Genomic DNA, 17,114 nt, shown 5'->3' with positions numbered 1-17,114 from the left:
CTCCTGACTGTCGGTCGAGGGGACGGCGCCGCTCACGGGGCGACTCCTGTCGTGGGCAACCCGGTGGTCTCCGGCAGACCGAGGGCGAAGTTCATGCACTGCACCGCGCCACCGGCGGTGCCCTTGGTCAGGTTGTCCTCGGCGCCGACCGCGACGAGGCGTCCGGCGTCGGCGTCGACGGTCACCTGCAGGTGCACGGTGTTCGCACCGAGCGTGGCCGAGGTCTGCGGCCAGGCACCGTCGGGCAGGACGTGCACGAAGGGTTCGCCTGCGTACGCATCGAGGTAGGTCTTGCGAGCGATGTCCGCATCGACCTCACCCCGCAACGGGGCGCTGCAGGTGGCCAGGATGCCGCGCGCCATCGGAGCGAGCACCGGAGTGAACGAGACCTGCACCGGCTCGCCCGCCGCCGCCGAGAAGTTCTGGATCAACTCCGGTGTGTGCCGGTGTGCCCCACCGACGCCGTACACACTTGCCGAACCCATGACCTCGGCCGAAAGCAGGTGCGGTTTGAGTGCCCGGCCCGCACCCGAAGTGCCGGTCATGGCGACGACCACGGCTTCCGGCGCGACGAGGCCCGCGGCCAGCGCCGGAACCATCGCCAAGGACGACACGGTCGGGAAGCAGCCCGGTACCGCGATGCGGTTCGCTCCGAGCAGCTGCTCCCGCGCGCGTGGCAGTTCGGGAATGCCGTAGGGCCAGGTCCCGGAGTGCTCGCCGCCGTACCAGCGCTGCCAGTCGGCTGCATCGTTGAGCCGATGGTCGGCGCCGCAGTCGATGACGACGGTATCGCCGAGCTCGGCGGCGATCGCGGCGGAATGCCCGTGCGGCAGAGCCAGAAAGACGACGTCGTGGCCGGAGAGTTCGGCCACCGAAGTATCGGCGAGCACGCGATCGGCCAAGGGCACCAGATTCGGGTGGTGCTCACCCAGCTTGCTGCCCGCGTTTCCCCCCGCGGTCAGCGCGCCGATTTCCACCTCGGGATGCGACAGCAGCAGGCGGAGCAGTTCTCCGCCCGCATAGCCGCTCGCACCGGCCACCGCCACTCGAAGCACCATGCGGATAATTATGCATGAAAATGCAATATCAATCAAACAGGGGTGGTGAGCAACACTGACCGGTGCGGTGCAGCCACTTTTCGTTCCCGCCCCACGGAGACGGCGGGGCGGAACATCACCTCTGCCGGGGCACCCCCGATACGGGGGCACCCTGCTCCGAGACCGTCAGCGCAACGGGTCGAAGGGACGCAATGCGGCAGGGGGCTTGCCGGAACCGATCTGCTCGGCGAGCAGGTGCCCGGTCAGCGGGCCGAGCGTCAATCCCCACATCCCGTGCCCACCTGCGATGAACACGCCCGGCGTGTTCGAGGCGCCGATCAACGGCAGCCCGTCCGGCGTCACCGGCCGTGGACCGACCCACTCGTCATGACGATCCTGCCAGGACACCCCATCCAGCAGCGGCCGTGCCGAGCGCACGATCGCCTCGATGCGATCCCTGTCCAGTGCCGCGTCCGCCGACCGGAACTCCATCGTTCCCGCCACGCGCAACCCACCCTGATACGGCGTGCAGGCCACCCGCACCGCGGGCAGGTAGATCGGTCCCGGAACGGGGTGCTCGGTCGGAACCGTGAAGGAGTAGCCGCGCCCCGCCTGCACCCGAGTGCGGACACCGAGCGGCTTGGCGAGCCGGCTCAGCCAGGCACCGGCCGACACGACGGCGGCTTCGGCGGAAACGCGCTCGCCCGTCGACGAGCGGACGATCACCCTCCCCGCGCTCCGGTCGATCCCCTCGGCCGTGAAGCCGGTGCGGATCTCACCCCCGCGTTCGGTGACCGAGGCGGCGAGTGCTCGCACGAACTCCCCGGGATCGACGTAGCGCTGGTTCTCCAGCCGCAGGACGGCCTCGATCTGTGAGGACAGCTGCGGAACCCCGGCCTGCGCCGGGGTCATTTCCGTGACGTCGAGTTCCTGCCCGGCCCGGCGGATGAGATCGAACTCGTGCCGCAGAGCCGGGAGCTGCTCGGCCTTCTCGAACGCCGCCGTGATGGGAGCTCGCGTGCTCGTCGCCCGCACACCTCCGGCTTCCAGCATGTCGAAGGCCTCGAGGCACTCCGAGTTCATCGGGACGAACGAGCGCATGGAGCGCTCCCAGGCGCGCGTGGTGCAGTGCCGTGCGAACGTCGCCAGAAACGACCACAGCCCCGGATTCACCGTGGCGGGCACGTACAACGGCGCGTTACGGTCCAGCAGAGAGCGCAGACCGTAGCGCAGCACCCCCGGTTCGGGCAGGGGAACCGACAAGCCGGGTGAGAGATAGCCCGCATTGCCCCACGAGGCCCCCGCCGCAACATCCGCGCGGTCCAACACCGTCACCTCGACACCGTGCTCCTGCAGGAACCACGCGGTGGACAACCCGACCACCCCGGCTCCGACCACCACGGCATTGCCGGGAACTCCCTCGATCCCGTCCGCACGCATATTCGCCTCCGCTGCGCTCGCTTGCTCCACCACCGAGCATGCCGCAGATCACTCCGGTGGCGTCTGTCGATTTCGCACAAACACCTCCCGGCGGATTGGATCGGAGCCACGATCAGGGTGCGGATTCCTCCACGGCCAAGGCGATGATCATGGCGAGGCGCTTGTCCGGGTCCTCCAGATCCAGCGACGTCACTTCGGCCATCTTCCGCAGGCGGTAGCGGATCGTGTTCGGATGAACCCCGATCCGGGACGCGGCGACTCCCAGATCGCCCTGGCACTGCAGCCACGCCCGCAGTGTCTCGACATAGCGAGTGCCCCGTTCCGCGTCGTGCCTGCGGAGATCTGCGACAGGTCCCCGCTCCGGTGTGCGGCTCGCGGAAGCGGCATTGCGCAGGCGGCGCAGCAGGATCTCGTGCCAGGCATCGTCGTAGACCACGGCCGGTTGCCGATCCGGACGGCCTGCGTGCACCGCCAGACTCTCGTCGGCCTCCCGCCGGCTCGCGGGCAGCTGCAGCGGCTCCGCCGTCCCCCCGATGCCGGCGAGGACCGTGGTCCCTCCGGGCATCTCGCCCGCCAGCGTGCGCACCCACTCCCGCACGGCGTCGACCTCGTCCCCGCACGGCAGGATCGTGTACACGGCATTGGCGAACAGGGCGCTGCGCCCCGGACGTGCCCACCCGAAACCGGTGGTCGCCTGCTCGAACACGAGCAGGGCGGCAGCTCCGTGCTCGCTGTCGGTGTGTGCCTGCACAGCCACCACCCGGAATCGGCTACCACGCAGGCCGAGCCGGCTGAGCACCGCGGGCGCGTCCACAGTGCCTTCCAGCAACCCGAGCACGAGATCCGACTCCACCTGCCGCTCCAGGTCCGCACTCGCGCGGTTCCTCAGCAGGTGCAGCGCCGCGGTACGGGCACCCTCGACGAGGGCGGCCTCGTGCCGGGAATCGAGGGGCTCCGGTGTCTCGACCCAGACCGATCCCAGCAGTTCCCGACCCGCCCGTACCGCGATGACCACCCGACCACCGACCTCTCCGCCGGCCAGCGGCCCCACGAACAGCGGTTCGTCCGAGGAGGCGAGATGGGCGAATACCCGCCGATCGGCGAGTTCACGCCGAATTCCCTCCGGAACGCGCCGGCCGAGAATGGTCTCCAGCCGTGCCCGGTCCGCGCTTTCCTGCCTGCGCGAATACGCCAGCACGCCCGACCGGTGGTCCTCGATCGTCACCGGGCCACCGACCGAATCCGCCAGCGAGTCGGCCAGGGCGAACAGATCCGCCGGCCCCCGCCCCGCCTCGGTTTCCCGTCCCTCCAGGACGAGGCCGTAGACGACACCGGCCAGCTGACCCCACGACACGGCGGTATCGACGAGCACCACCGCCACCTGACGCTGCCGTGCCGACGTCAGGGCGTGCTCGGTGAGGGCCGCGATGCGGAACACCACCACGCAAGCCCGAGTGCTCTCCAGGACGCTCTCCGCCGCCTGCGGGGAATCGACACCGACGGCCAGCAGGACATCCTCGGTGTCACCGGCGGCTTCCGTGGGATCGTGCAGCGCGACACCGCGCAATTCCGTCTCCCGGGAGCGGGCAGCGCAGCACAGCCGCGCCCCGTACCCACCGAGAACGTTGACCAACCGGTCGAGCTTGACCATGAGTGTCCACCGCACGCCCCGCCGGAGCGGTCACCGCCCCGCGCAGCAGCGCGCTATGCGCGCAGGGTCGCGTCGAAGTGCTTCTTGGCGGCGTCGATCGCCGCGTCCCGGGCCTCGATGGCCTCGTCCTGGGTCAACGTCCGGTCCGGGGCACGCAGGCGCAAGGCGAATGCCAGCGACTTCTTGCCCGCACCGACCCGCTCGCCGGCGTAGACGTCGAACAACCGGACATCCTCCAGCAGAGCGCCACCTCCGGAACGCACGACCTCGGCGAGGTCCGAAGCGGGCACGGACTCGTCCACCACCAGCGCCACATCCAGCAGGACCGGCGGGTAGGCCGAGACCTGCGGTGCCGGACGCTCGTCGGTCAGCGGCACGGCATCGAGATCGAGTTCCATGGCGCAGGTGCGCTTGGGCAGCCCCAGCGCCTCGACGACCTTGGGATGCAACTCACCGGCATACCCCACAACGGTCTCGCCGACCTGGAAGCGCGCGCACCGTCCCGGATGCCACGGGGCGAGATCATCGGCGGCGATCGTGAGCTCGACGCCCGCCGCCTCGGCAACGGTGCGTGCCGCCTGGATGGCATCGGCCCAGCTCGCGTCGCGTCCCTTGCCCCACCATCCGGGCTGCTCCCGGCGACCGGCCAGCACCGCCGCCACGTGCGTCGGCTGAGCGGGCAGTGCCGCGTGCAGCGCGGCGATCTGCTCGTCCGAAGGACGCTCGGTGACGCCGACCTCGGGCACCTCCGGCGGTTCCTCCTCGGCCAGCACCACCTGCCCGAGGTGGAACAGCGCCAGGTCCCGCTGTCCGCGCGCCACATTGCGCTGCAGTGTCTCCAGCAAGCCCGGCAGCAAGGTGGAAGCCAGCACCGACCGCTCGGTTTCCAGGCCGTTGAGCACGCTCAGGGTCCGGCGCCGGGGGTCGTCGTCGGCGAGGCCGAGCTTGTCCAGGGTGTCCTGTCCGGTGAACGGGAAAGGCAGGACTTCGACGTAACCGTCGTGGGCCAGCGCGCGCGACACCGCGCGACGCCGGAGCTGGGTCTCCTCCAGTCCCCGCCCGCCGGGTGCGGAAGGCAGAACCGAGGGGATCGTGTGGTAGCCCTCCAGCCGTAGCACTTCCTCGACCAGGTCGGCGGGCTGGGTCAGGTCCGGGCGCCAGCTCGGCGGTGTCGCGGTCACCAGACCGACACCGCTGTCGGAGGTACTGACCTCGATCCCGCAGCCGATCTGGTTGAGGCGCCTGGCAGTCACTCCACGCTCGTAATGGACCCCCGCCACCTTGTCCGGCAGCGCCAGCGGCATCGTCACCGGCGCCGGGGCGGAAGGTTCGCCGACGTCGGTCCGCCCCGCCTCGATGGTGCCGTCACCGAAGCGGGCGAGCAGCTGCGCGGCTCTCTCCGTGGCCACCGGCGCCACGGCCGGGTCCACGCCCCGCTCGAAGCGCTTGCCCGCCTCGCTGGGCAGCTTGTGCCTGCGGATCGCGCGGGCAATGCTCGCCGGGTCCCAGTTTGCCGCCTCGAGCAGCACGTCGTGGGAGTCCGCACCGATTTCGGTGGTCGCACCACCCATCACCCCGGCCAGCGAAACCGGACCGGAGTCGTCGCAGATCACCACGTCGTCCGGGTCGAGCACCCGCTCGACACCGTCCAGAGTGGTCAGTTTCTCGCCGGCGGTGGCGCGGCGCACCACCACGTCACCGGCGAGTTTCGCGGCATCCCAGGCATGCAGCGGCTGGCCCAGTTCGAGCATCACGTAGTTCGTCACGTCGACGGCCAGGGACAACGAACGGATTCCGGCCAGCGCGAGGCGCCGCCGCATCCACCACGGCGTCGGTGCCGTCGGATCCACCCCGCTCACTCGGCGGAAGACGAACCGGCTGCAGGCGCTCGCGTCCCGGATCTCCACCGTGCGCGAAGACCGCTCCTCCACCGGCACCGACCGGGCCGCGGGATCGCGGTAGGGCACGTCCAGCGCGTTCGACAATTCCCGCGCCAGGCCACGTACCGAGAAGCAGTAACCCCGGTCCGGGGTGATGGCCAGTTCGATCACCGCGTCGTCGAGCCCCACGACGCCGGTCGCGTCGGTGCCGGGATCGGCCGATCCGGGCGGCAGTACGAGAATCCCGTCGTGGTCCTCGCCGACGCCCAGCTCCTTGGTCGAGCAGATCATGCCCTCACTGCGGCGACCGTAGGTCTTGCGCGCGGTGATCTCGAATTCGCCCGGCAGCACGGTTCCCGGCAGGGCGACCACGACCAGCGCTCCCTCGCTGAAGTTCGTGGCACCGCAGATGATGTTCCGGGAATCGGGGGCGTCCGGAGTGCCGCCGACCTCCACCCGGCAGTACCGGATGGGTTTTTTGAACTCGGTCAGCTCCTCGATCTCGGCGACGCGTCCCACGACCAGCGGGCCCCGGACCGTGGACAGGTGTGTGACCTCTTCGACCTCCAGGCCGATCCGCACGAACGCCTCGGCCAGGGTCTCCGCGCTCGTGTCCTCGGCAAGTTCGAGGTGCTCGGCCAGCCAGGAAACCGGGATCCGCACTGGGTCGCCGCCCTTCTCTCGATCATGGTGGTCAGGATGTTCGGGAACGTCTCCGCCGGGCGGCGGTCAGGCTCCGATGCCGAATGCCCGGGTGAATCGGACGTCGCCTTCGACCATGTCCCGCATGTCCGGGATGCCGTTGCGGAACTGCAGCGTGCGTTCCAGTCCCATGCCGAAGGCGAACCCCGAATGGACCTCGGGATCGACGCCGCACGCGCGCAGAACGTTCGGGTTGACCATGCCGCAGCCGCCCCACTCGACCCAGCCGGCGCCGCCCTTCTTCTCCGGGAACCACACGTCGAGCTCCGCGGACGGCTCGGTGAACGGGAAGAACGAGGGACGCAGCCGGGTGGTGGAGTCCTCGCCGAACATGGCGCGAGCGAAGGCGTCCAACGTGCCCTTCAGATGCGCCATCGTCAGCCCCTTGTCCACGGCCAGGCCTTCGACCTGGTGAAACACCGGAGTGTGCGTGGAATCGAGCTCGTCGGTGCGAAACGTCCGGCCGGGACACACCACGTAGACCGGCAGCTCACGCTCCAGCAGCGAGCGCACCTGCACCGGCGAGGTGTGCGTGCGCAGCACGAGTCCCGACCCCTCGGGCGCGACGTGGAAGGTGTCCTGCATCGTGCGCGCCGGGTGATCCTTGCCGAAGTTCAGCGCGTCGAAGTTGAACCACTCGGTCTCGAGTTCGGGACCCTCGGCGACTTCCCAGCCCATCCCGACGAAGGTGTCGGAGATCCGCTCGATGAGCTGGGTCATGGGATGCCGGGCACCGGCGGGGACACGCTCCCACGGCAGGGTGACGTCCACGGCCTCCTCGCGCAGTACCCGCTCGTCCCGCTCGGCCTGCAACGCCGCCCGGCGCTGGTCGAAGTCGCTCTGGATGGCCTCACGTGTCTCGTTCACACGCTTGCCCGCCTCGGCACGCGCCTTCGGCGGCAGCGCACCGATCTCCCGGCGCGCCGTCAGCACCGGAGAGCGTTCGCCGAGGTGAGCCGGCTTCGCCGCGGTCAGCTCCTCGAGGTCGGCAGCCGCCGCGAAGGCCTTGCGGGCATCGTCGACCGCGCGCTCCAACGTCTCCGGCGCGAGCGCGACGACCTCCTTCGGGTCGTACGGGTCGTTGGCTCCAGACATGGTTTGTTGCGTAACTCCCGTGCTCCGACGGCCCGCCGTGGCGAATCCGTCATGGACATGCGGTCTCGCACCGCGCTGGTCGGCCACGAGTCTATGCGATAGCCTTCGGTGCTCTTGCAGCGCAATGCCCGATGAGCTATTTCACGTATCGGCCGGTTCCCGCGCGGTGCTGGGTTCTGGCGGAGGTGTAGAGGCACACCGCCGCGGCCGTCGCCAGATTCAGGCTTTCCGCTCGCCCGTACAACGGCACGCGCAGCGTGCTGTCCAGCTCGGGAAGCCGGCGCGCCAGCCCGTGGGCCTCACTGCCGAACACCCAGGCCGTGGGCTCGACCAGGGCACCACGCATCTCGGCGGTGTCCAGGTCCTCGGCGGCGTACCCATCGGCGCCCACCGCGAGCAGTCCTGCACGGCGGCACGCCGCGAACACCGCCCCGGCATCCCGTTCCCGCACCAGAGGCAGGTGAAAGACACTCCCCGTGGAGGCCCGCACGGCTTTACCGTTGTACGGATCGACCGTGTCCCCGGCGAACAGCACGGCCGAGCAGCCCGCGGCATCGGCAACGCGCACCACGGTGCCCGCATTGCCGGGGTCGGCCACATCGACCAGCACGGCCACCAGGGAGGGTGAGCCCGCGAGGACCTCGTCGAGGCTGTGCACGGGCTGCTCGCACACCGCCACCAGGCCTTGGGGTGTCACCGTTTCCGACAGTGCGGCCGCCGCGCGGTCCGTGACGCCGTGCACCCGGATACCGGCCTGCAGCGCGGCATCGTACAACTCGGGAGACCGCTGTACGGCCTCCTCGGTGGCAAAGAGATCGCGCACTCCAACGGTGCCCTCGACCTGAGCCGCCAGCGCTTCCCGCACTGCCTGCGCACCCTCGGCCAGGAACGCGCCCGCGCGGTCCCGCCCGGAACGCCGGGTGAGCTTGCGAGCTGCGGCGACCCGGGACGAGCGCTCCGTCAGCGGAGCGGCCCCGGTCCCGGGTCGCCGATCCGATCGGGGATTCCCGCGGCTCAGGCCGCGCCTTCCGGCAGGTGCTTGCGGGCCGTGTCGACCAGCGCGGTGAAGGCCTGCGGGTCGTTGACGGCCAACTCGGCCAGCATCTTGCGGTCCACCTCGACCTCAGCGGCCTTCAGGCCTTGCATGAACTGGTTGTAGGCCATGCCGTTCTGCCGCGAGGCAGCGTTGATGCGGGTGATCCACAGCTTCCGGAAGTCTCCCTTCCGGGCGCGCCGATCACGGTAGGCATAGGTCTGGGAGTGGAGCATCTGCTCCTTGGCCTTGCGGTACAGCCGGGAACGCTGTCCGCGGTATCCCTTGGCCGACTCGAGAATCTTCCGGCGCTTCTTGTGGGCATTCACTGCCCGGTTGGCGCGTGCCACGGGTCCGTCCTGTCGATCGTATCGGGGGCGGTGTCCGCCCGGGGATGAAACTGGAAACCACTGATCGGCGCTCCGGGAGAGATTGCGGGAACGAGTCCCGACTCACGTACCGGGCGAGCGAACCGACCTCAGCGACCCAGCAGCTTGTTGACCTTCTTGGTGTCGTTGGCGGACACGTCCGCGGTGCCCTCCAGACGACGCTTGAGCTTGCTCGACTTCTTCTCGAGAATGTGCCGATGCCCCGCACGTTCGCGGCGCAGTTTGCCCTTGCCGGTCACCTTGAACCGCTTGGCCGTACCGCTGTGCGTCTTGTTCTTCGGCATGTTGAGGTCCTCGTTTCGTGCGAATGCCGGGCAGGCCCACCTGACGGTCTTGCCTACCCGGCCTTTCTTCCGGACGAAGCCGTTACCGGAAGTGTGCTCCGAGCACACCACCGAGCCACCGCGTGGATGACGTTACGAGGCGTTCGCCTTGTTCTTGCTGCCCTTACCGGTCTTGGTCTTGTGCGGCGCCAGCACCATGATCATGTTACGGCCGTCCTGCTTCGGCTTGGCCTCGATGAACCCCAGTTCGGAAACATCGTCGGCCAACCGCTCCAACAAGCGAAAGCCCAGCTCGGGGCGCGACTGCTCTCGACCGCGGAACATGATCGTCACCTTGACCTTGTGACCCTGACCGAGGAAGCGGGACACGTGCCCCTTCTTCGTCTCGTAGTCGTGCGGGTCGATCTTCGGCCGGAGCTTCTGCTCCTTGATGACGGTCTGCTGCTGGTTGCGGCGCGATTCGCGAGCCTTCTGCGCACTCTCGTACTTGTACTTACCGTAGTCCATGAGTTTGCAGACCGGCGGCCGCGCCTGCGGGGCGACCTCGACGAGGTCGAGATCGGACTCCTCCGCGAGCCGGAGCGCGTCCTCGATGCGGACGATACCGACCTGTTCACCGTTCGGTCCGACAAGACGGACCTCGGGCACACGGATGCGGTCGTTGATGCGCGTCTCGGAGCTGATGGGGCCTCCTCGGTTCGATGGCGTTCATGCTGCACCGCGGCGCGTGAAGCTCGCCCCTGGACGTACAGCGATCTCGCCCGCCCTGTGGCGGACCGCGAGATCCTCCTCCGACCGATCGAACCGGTATCGCCATACCGCCTCGTGCCATCGGGGCACTGCCCGATGGGACCGGAACCCGGAAGCCTTGCGAACCGGCCACTCGGGTGGGAGCGGGGCTCCACTTTGCCGCCCCCGACTGTGCGGGAGCTGGTCGCTCATGTGAGAGTAACAGGTGTGAGCGAGCCGCAGCCAACCGAGTCTTCCGAGCCGAGCACGGGTTCGACTTCCGACCAGATCGGCGACCTCAGCGACGCGGGCACACAGCACAACGTCCGCGAACTCGCCGATGTTCCCAGCGTCGAGGTGATCAGCAGAGCGGCCGTGATGCTCATGTCCTCCGGGGCGGAGAAACTGGGGCTGTCCGAGCAGGATCCCGACAGCGCCGTGACTCGCGACCTCGACGAGGCACGGCGCCTGATCACCGCACTGGCCGGCCTGGTCACCTCGTCCGTCGAATATCTCGGCCCCCATGCCGGTCCGATCCGCGACGGCCTGCAGACCCTGCAGCGCGCATTCCGCGAAGCCTCGGCCGAACCGGACCCACCCGGGCAGGGGCCCGGCGAGAAGTACACCGGCCCGGTGTACTGAGCTCGCTGCACTGCATCCATGACTGCCGGGAGCAACGGACGTGCTCGGAGGTCTGCGGTGCCCGCGGCGACGATGGACCGGGCGGCAGTGGCAGCACTGCACGACGAACGCATCGACTGGCGCTTCAAGGGCATGCCCGCGGACGCGTTCGGACGCACCGTCGAGGAATTCCTCCGGCAACGTCCCACCGTGTTCGGCTCCGGTTTCGTCGGCCCGCTCCTGGTGCTCGACCGCGACGCCCTCGAGCACAACCTGCGCACGATGGCGGCCTGGTGCGCCCGGCACGGAGTGGCTCTCGCGCCGCACGGCAAGACCACCATGGCGCCGCAGCTGTTCCAGCGCCAGCTCGCCCACGGAGCGTGGGGAATCACCGCGGCGAACCTGAGCCAACTGCGTGTCTACCGCGCCTTCGGCGTGAGTCGCGTTCTGCTGGCCAACCAGCTCGTCGATCCGCACGGACTCGCCTGGCTGGCGCAGGAGCTGGATGGCGATCCGGGTTTCTCCTGCGCCTGCTGGGTCGATTCCGTCCGCGGCGTGCGGCTGATGACCGAGGCATTGGCTCCGCAACGGCCGTCCCGGCCGGTGGACGTCCTGATCGAGCTGGGCGCGGAGGGCGCACGCACCGGGGTGCGCGACACGAGCACGGCCGCCGACGTCGCGCGGGCCGTGGCCGCCAGCCCGGTACTGCGCCTGGTCGGTGTCGGCGGTTACGAGGGGGCGGTGGCTCACGACCTCGGCGATCACGAAGTGGCCGCCGTGGACTCCTACATGGGACGACTGCGGGAACTCGTCGGCACGCTGGCCGAGGCCGGCCATTTCGACGGTCTCGACGAAGTGCTCGTCACCGCGGGCGGCAGCGCGTACTTCGATCAGGTCGCCGAGGCACTGACCGCACCGTGGCCGAACGCCCTGCCTGTGACGGCGGTGCTGCGCAGCGGTGCGTATGTCACCCACGACGACGGCCTGTACCGCACGATGTCGCCGTTCGGCCGTCCACACCGGACAGCCGGGGACGAATCGCCCTTCCGGCCGGCGATGCGGATCTGGGCGCAGGTGACCTCGCGGCCGGAAGACGGGCTCGCGCTGCTGACGATGGGACGCCGGGACGTCTCGTTCGACCAGGACCTGCCTGAGCCGCGGTTGCTGCGCGATCGTCACGGCACGGTCCGGCCGCTGGCGAACGCTCGCGTGACCGCACTCGCCGACCAGCATGCCTTTCTGCTCGTGGAGCCGGATGCGGACATCGAGGTCGGCGACTGGATCGGCTCGGGGCTGTCCCATCCGTGCACGGTCTTCGACAAATGGGCGCTGATTCCGGAAGTCCGCGGTGACGAGGTGGTCGACCTCATCCGCACCTTCTTTTGACCGAAGACTGCGCGGGTCGGTTTGGGTTGCGGTGCGGGTGGCGGAACCTCCGGCGTTGCCTCGCTGCGCCGAGCCCCGACATCAGGGAGAGGCGCTCCATCACGTCGGGACTGTCCTCGCGAGGCGGTGCCGGAGAACCCGCGGCGGTGCGAGCTGCTGACGGGGTGCATGCGGCTTCGCCGCATTGTGAAAGGCCCTCGAGGATCTTTCGCTGTGAACCCGGCCGCTTTCCCTTCACACGAGGCGGTCGAGCACGGTGCGGAACGCTTCCCGGTCGATGGTGGCGGGCTCCTGCGACAGCCACCGGCCGAGCTCGCGGACGAACTGCTCCGGTGTCATCGGCGGGGCGGGCACATCGGCGATGTCGCCGGTGGTCACTTCGCCCGCGCGGCTGGGATACAACACCAGTGCGCCGCACACCTCGGAGTCGGGCAACAGATCGCGGTAGGCGGTGATGCTTTCCGGAAGCCGGGTCGCACCACCCCGGAAGCGGCGGCCGTTGCGCCGGAAGGTGCCACTGCCGTCGGCCGTGTAGTGGCCCGGCAACCACATCTTCGACTCGACGAGCACCAGCCGCCGCCCGCACAGCACCGCGTGATCCACATCGGCGAGTACGGAGCCGGGCCACGACAGGCCGTGGAAGATGCGTACCCCCGGGAGCCGAGTCAGGTACTCGGCCATCAGTTCCGCGGTGAGCCGCCCGGCCGGTTCCCCGCGCACCGCGCCGGGGTCTCCGAACACCCGGTGCCCGCCGAATTCCGCGAGGAAGGCACGTTCGGCCCGCCCGGTCGGCAACCGGTGCGGTACCGATCGCAGGAACCCGGTGACCGCCATCACCGGCACCAGCCACATGGTCAGCACCAGCACCGTCGGAGCGAGCGCGAGCATGCCCGGCAGGAACAGCAACCACCCCGCGACGGCGACCAGTACGGGCGTGTGCCCGTACTCGGTCGCCGGGAGGAAGCGGATTCGCTCGCCGGGGTCGATCGTGTGCCACCAGGGCAGATCATCCGGATCCGGCCGTGGCGCGGGAGGAACGAATTCCGGATCACCACCGAAGTGGCGCCGATCCGTGCCGCCGCCCTGCTGTCTCCGGCCCTGCGAGTGGGGACGGCCCGCAGGGCCGGGCCGGGTACCGGCGGACGATCGCGGCATCGGTGCGGTGGCCCCGGCTACGATGTTCGCGTCGTAGTCGGCGCGGCGCCGCGGGTCGCTCAGCGTCTCGTAGGCTTCCTGCAGCATCCGGAACGTTCCGGAAGTCCCTCCCGCATCGGGATGCATCACCCGAGCCAGGGAGCGGTACGCCGCCTTGATCTCGGCTTCCGAGGCACCCCGGCTCACGCCGAGCAGCTCGTAGTGGTCGACCCCGTCCACGCTTTACGTCCCCTCTTCCGTCGCCGGACGGCAACGATATGGGGTCGATCAGTGCGCCGATCAGAGCGGTCCGCACCCGAGGAACACCGGGAGGTGCGGCGAGTGGACGGGCCGCTGGTGCGCCGCACGGAGTCACGCGATCCGGTCACTGCCCACGTTGTTGCTGCCCCAGCACCGGGGCGAGAAAGCGACCGGTGTAGCTACCGCCGACATCGACGACCTGTTCGGGGGTGCCCTCCGCGACGAGGTGACCACCGCCGGAGCCACCTTCCGGGCCGAGGTCGAGGATCCAGTCGGACATCTTGATGACGTCGAGGTTGTGTTCGATGACGATCACCGTGTTGCCCTTGTCCACGAGTCCGTTGACCACGCCGAGCAACTTGCGGATGTCCTCGAAATGCAGGCCGGTGGTGGGCTCGTCGAGGATGTAGACGGTCTGGCCGGTCGAGCGTTTCTGCAGCTCGCTGGCCAGTTTCACCCGCTGCGCCTCGCCGCCGGACAGGGTGGGAGCCGGCTGACCGAGCCGGACGTAGCCCAAACCGACGTCCACCAGCGTCTTCAGATGCCGATGGATGGCGGTGATGGGCTCGAAGAACTCGGCGGCCTCCTCGATCGGCAGGTCCAGGACCTCGGCGATGGTCTTGCCCTTGTAGTGCACCTCCAGGGTCTCCCGGTTGTACCGGGCCCCCTTGCACACCTCGCACGGCACGTACACATCCGGCAGGAAATTCATCTCGATCTTGAGCGTGCCCTCGCCCGCGCAGGCCTCGCAGCGACCGCCCTTGACGTTGAACGAGAACCGGCCGGGCTGGTAGCCGCGCACCTTCGCCTCGGTCGTCTCGGCGAACAGCTTGCGGATCCGGTCGAACACTCCGGTGTAGGTGGCCGGGTTCGAGCGCGGGGTACGTCCGATCGGTGACTGGTCGACCTGCACCAGCTTGTCGACGTGCTCCAGTCCCTTGACCCGCTTGTGCCTGCCGGGGACGGTGCGCGCCCCGTTGACCTTGTTCGCCAGGGTCGAGGCCAGCACATCGTTGACCAGTGTCGACTTGCCCGACCCGGACACGCCCGTCACCCCGATCAGGCAGCCGAGCGGGAACGACACGTCGATCTCGTCCAGGTTGTGCTCGCGAGCCCCCACGACCGTCAGCTGCCGCTTGGGATCTCTCGCGCGACGCTCCTGCGGCAGCGGGATCTGCTTGCGCCGTGCGAGGTAATCACCGGTCAGGGAGTCCTCGTTGTCCAGCAGCTCCTTGAACGGCCCGCTGTGCACGACACGGCCCCCGTGCTCGCCGGCCCCCGGGCCGATGTCGACCACCCAGTCCGCACTGCGCACCGTGTCCTCGTCGTGCTCGACCACGATCAGCGTGTTGCCCAGGTCGCGCAGGCGGCTCAGCGTCTCCAGCAGGCGGTGGTTGTCCCGCTGGTGCAGCCCGATCGAGGGTTCGTCCAGCACGTAGAGCACCCCGACCAGGCCCGAGCCGATCTGGGTGGCCAGACGGATCCGCTGTGCCTCCCCGCCGGACAGGGTGCCCGCCGCTCGATCCAGGGACAGGTAATCGAGCCCCACGTCCAGCAGGAACCCCAGCCTCGCCTGCACTTCCTTGAGGACCCGGCCCGCGATCATCTCCTCGCGCTCGCCCAGCACGAGGCCGCCCAGAAACGCCGCGCATTCGCGCACGCTCAGCGCACTGACCTCGGCGATGGACAGCTCACCGTACTCGGCGTTTTTCATCGTGACCGCGAGGATCTCCGGTTTGAGCCGGGCGCCGTCGCAGGCCGGGCACGGCACGTCCCGCATGTAGCCCTCGTACTTCTCGCGGGTGTAGTCCGACTCGGTCTGCTCCAGCTTGCGTTCCAGGAACGGGATGACGCCCTCGTAGTTGGCGTAGTACGAGCGCTGCCTGCCGTAACGGTTGCGGTAGCGCACGTGCACCTGGTCGGTGGTGCCGTGCAGCACCGCCTTGCGGACCTTCGTCGGCAGCCTTTTCCACGGGGTGTCCATGCGAAAGCCGATGGCCTCGGACAGGGAGGTCAGCAGCCGGGTGAAGTACTCGGCGGTGTGCCCGCCCGCCCACGGCGCGATGGCTCCCTCACCCAGCGAGAGGTCCTCGTCCGGAACCACCAGCTCCGGGTCGACCTCCTTGCGGATGCCGAGCCCGGCGCACTCGGGGCAGGCGCCGTAGGGCGAGTTGAACGAGAACGAGCGCGGCTCCAGCTCCTCCACCCCGAACGGGTGGCCGTTGGGGCACGCCAGGTTCTCGGAGAACTTGCGTTCCCGCTGCGCATCACCCTCGTCGACGTCGACGAACTCCAGAGCGACCAGACCGTCGGCCAGGCGCAGCGCGGTCTCCACCGAGTCGGTGAGGCGCTGCTTGGCACTCGCCTTGACCGTGAGCCGATCCACGACCACGGCGATGTCGTGCTTCTCCTGCTTTTTCAACGTCGGCGGACTGTCCAGCGGGTACACCGTGCCGTCGACGCGCGCACGCGCGAAGCCCTGCGTCTGCAGCTGCTCGAACAGGTCCACGTACTCGCCCTTGCGTCCCCGCACGACAGGCGCCAGTACCTGGAAGCGGGTGCGCTCGGGCATCTCCAGCACCTGGTCGACGATCTGCTGCGGGGTCTGCTTGCTGATCGGCTCCCCGCAGACGGGGCAGTGCGGTTTGCCCGCACGGGCGTAGAGCAGCCGCAGGTAGTCGTGGACCTCGGTGATGGTGCCCACCGTGGAGCGGGGGTTGCGACTGGTGGACTTCTGGTCGATGGACACGGCCGGGGAAAGGCCCTCGATGAACTCGACGTCGGGCTTGTCCATCTGGCCCAGGAACTGCCGGGCGTAGGCCGACAGCGACTCGACGTAGCGGCGCTGCCCCTCGGCGAAGATCGTGTCGAAGGCGAGGCTCGACTTGCCGGACCCGGACAACCCGGTGAACGCGATGAGACTGTTTCGCGGCAGGTCGAGGTCGATCCCACGCAGGTTGTGCTCACGGGCACCGCGGACGACAAGGCGGTCAGCCACTGTGATCCCTTCGAGAGTGCTGTTCGGTGCGGGTGGACGCACGTGGTCGTGCCGGGCCGGGCGCGTGTCACCGGCAGAGAGCAGGACGGGGTCCCTGCAGGCGCCGGGGCACCGTCGGGTCCGGCGGCGTTGCGTCTCCATGCTATTCCCGGGCACCGACGACTCCGAACAAGCACGCCCGCAGCCTCCGCCGTGCCTGCGACGTCGAGCGGCACCGCGCATGGCACACCGACCGCTGTCACCGGGGCGGAGCACCGGCCGCGAGTGCGCAACACCCCACCGACGGCCGGTATTCCCGCGAGTCGATCAGCACTTCTTCACTCGTTCGAGTCAAACCTCTTCGAGAGAGGCAACACAGTTCGTGACCTGCACAAAATATGCCCGAAGGCCTATCGGATCCGTGTTCGCGCCGCTTACCCTCGAACTTTCACCACCGTGCGTCGGCTGACGCAACGACTCTCTCCGCACCTCGGG

13 protein-coding genes are annotated in these 17,114 nt (G+C 69.1%); 2 read left to right on the top strand and 11 right to left on the bottom strand.

Features of this window, described 5'->3' with window-relative positions; translation table 11 throughout:
• Positions 1-32: 32 nt before the first annotated feature.
• From argC to infC, 9 genes are all read right to left on the bottom strand, one after another.
• On the bottom strand, positions 33-1,058 hold the full coding sequence (argC, locus tag DFQ14_RS19635; protein ID WP_114454801.1) for an N-acetyl-gamma-glutamyl-phosphate reductase: 1,026 nt from the start codon (positions 1,056-1,058) through the stop codon (positions 33-35).
• A 165-nt stretch (positions 1,059-1,223) separates the two neighbouring features.
• Positions 1,224-2,477, bottom strand: coding sequence for an NAD(P)/FAD-dependent oxidoreductase (locus tag DFQ14_RS19630; RefSeq protein WP_114454800.1), 1,254 nt, complete (start codon positions 2,475-2,477; stop codon positions 1,224-1,226).
• Positions 2,478-2,589: 112 nt separating this feature from the next.
• Entirely contained in the window at positions 2,590-4,128 is a 1,539-nt protein-coding gene (locus tag DFQ14_RS19625) for a PucR family transcriptional regulator (RefSeq protein ID WP_114454799.1), read from the bottom strand.
• A 53-nt stretch (positions 4,129-4,181) separates the two neighbouring features.
• Positions 4,182-6,671 (bottom strand): phenylalanine--tRNA ligase subunit beta, encoded by a 2,490-nt coding sequence (pheT, locus tag DFQ14_RS19620; protein ID WP_114454798.1) that lies wholly within the window; start codon positions 6,669-6,671, stop codon positions 4,182-4,184.
• A 66-nt stretch (positions 6,672-6,737) separates the two neighbouring features.
• Entirely contained in the window at positions 6,738-7,805 is a 1,068-nt protein-coding gene (pheS, locus tag DFQ14_RS19615) for a phenylalanine--tRNA ligase subunit alpha (protein WP_114454797.1), read from the bottom strand.
• Between the two features lie 136 nt (positions 7,806-7,941).
• Positions 7,942-8,769: a TrmH family RNA methyltransferase gene (locus DFQ14_RS19610; RefSeq protein WP_114454796.1), complete on the bottom strand. Its 828-nt coding sequence runs from the start codon at positions 8,767-8,769 to the stop codon at positions 7,942-7,944.
• Between the two features lie 50 nt (positions 8,770-8,819).
• Positions 8,820-9,188, bottom strand: coding sequence for a 50S ribosomal protein L20 (gene rplT, locus DFQ14_RS19605; RefSeq protein WP_114454795.1), 369 nt, complete (start codon positions 9,186-9,188; stop codon positions 8,820-8,822).
• 128 nt (positions 9,189-9,316) lie between these two features.
• On the bottom strand, positions 9,317-9,511 hold the full coding sequence (gene rpmI, locus DFQ14_RS19600) for a 50S ribosomal protein L35 (RefSeq protein ID WP_114454794.1): 195 nt from the start codon (positions 9,509-9,511) through the stop codon (positions 9,317-9,319).
• A 132-nt stretch (positions 9,512-9,643) separates the two neighbouring features.
• Positions 9,644-10,159: a translation initiation factor IF-3 gene (gene infC, locus DFQ14_RS19595; RefSeq protein WP_246195459.1), complete on the bottom strand. Its 516-nt coding sequence runs from the start codon at positions 10,157-10,159 to the stop codon at positions 9,644-9,646.
• Positions 10,160-10,528: 369 nt separating this feature from the next.
• Here infC and DFQ14_RS19590 point away from each other — a divergent pair, with 369 nt between their 5' ends.
• Positions 10,529-10,882 (top strand): DUF1844 domain-containing protein, encoded by a 354-nt coding sequence (locus DFQ14_RS19590; RefSeq protein WP_114454822.1) that lies wholly within the window; start codon positions 10,529-10,531, stop codon positions 10,880-10,882.
• 72 nt (positions 10,883-10,954) lie between these two features.
• On the top strand, positions 10,955-12,247 hold the full coding sequence (locus tag DFQ14_RS19585; RefSeq protein WP_114454821.1) for an amino acid deaminase: 1,293 nt from the start codon (positions 10,955-10,957) through the stop codon (positions 12,245-12,247).
• A 234-nt stretch (positions 12,248-12,481) separates the two neighbouring features.
• On the opposite strand, the gene DFQ14_RS19580 is transcribed toward DFQ14_RS19585, so the two are convergent.
• Together DFQ14_RS19580 and uvrA are read right to left on the bottom strand one after the other, a co-directional pair.
• Positions 12,482-13,621: a J domain-containing protein gene (locus DFQ14_RS19580; RefSeq protein WP_114454792.1), complete on the bottom strand. Its 1,140-nt coding sequence runs from the start codon at positions 13,619-13,621 to the stop codon at positions 12,482-12,484.
• 145 nt (positions 13,622-13,766) lie between these two features.
• Positions 13,767-16,640, bottom strand: coding sequence for an excinuclease ABC subunit UvrA (gene uvrA / locus DFQ14_RS19575; protein WP_114454791.1), 2,874 nt, complete (start codon positions 16,638-16,640; stop codon positions 13,767-13,769).
• Between the last annotated feature and the right edge of the window lie 474 nt (positions 16,641-17,114).

Source organism: Halopolyspora algeriensis (assembly GCF_003337235.1).
Classification (GTDB): Bacteria; Actinomycetota; Actinomycetes; order Mycobacteriales; family Pseudonocardiaceae; genus Haloactinomyces; species Haloactinomyces algeriensis.
This window is presented reverse-complemented; position numbering and strand designations above follow the sequence as displayed.

Excerpts from the sequence above, each read along its gene's own strand:
- rpmI (WP_114454794.1), bottom strand. The coding sequence starts at position 9,511 with ATGCCGAAGAACAAGACGCACAGCGGTACGGCCAAGCGGTTCAAGGTG.
- DFQ14_RS19585 (WP_114454821.1), top strand. The coding sequence starts at position 10,955 with ATGGACCGGGCGGCAGTGGCAGCACTGCACGACGAACGCATCGACTGG.
- argC (WP_114454801.1), bottom strand. The coding sequence starts at position 1,058 with ATGGTGCTTCGAGTGGCGGTGGCCGGTGCGAGCGGCTATGCGGGCGGA.
- DFQ14_RS19625 (WP_114454799.1), bottom strand. The coding sequence starts at position 4,128 with ATGGTCAAGCTCGACCGGTTGGTCAACGTTCTCGGTGGGTACGGGGCG.
- DFQ14_RS19630 (WP_114454800.1), bottom strand. The coding sequence starts at position 2,477 with ATGCGTGCGGACGGGATCGAGGGAGTTCCCGGCAATGCCGTGGTGGTC.
- pheS (WP_114454797.1), bottom strand. The coding sequence starts at position 7,805 with ATGTCTGGAGCCAACGACCCGTACGACCCGAAGGAGGTCGTCGCGCTC.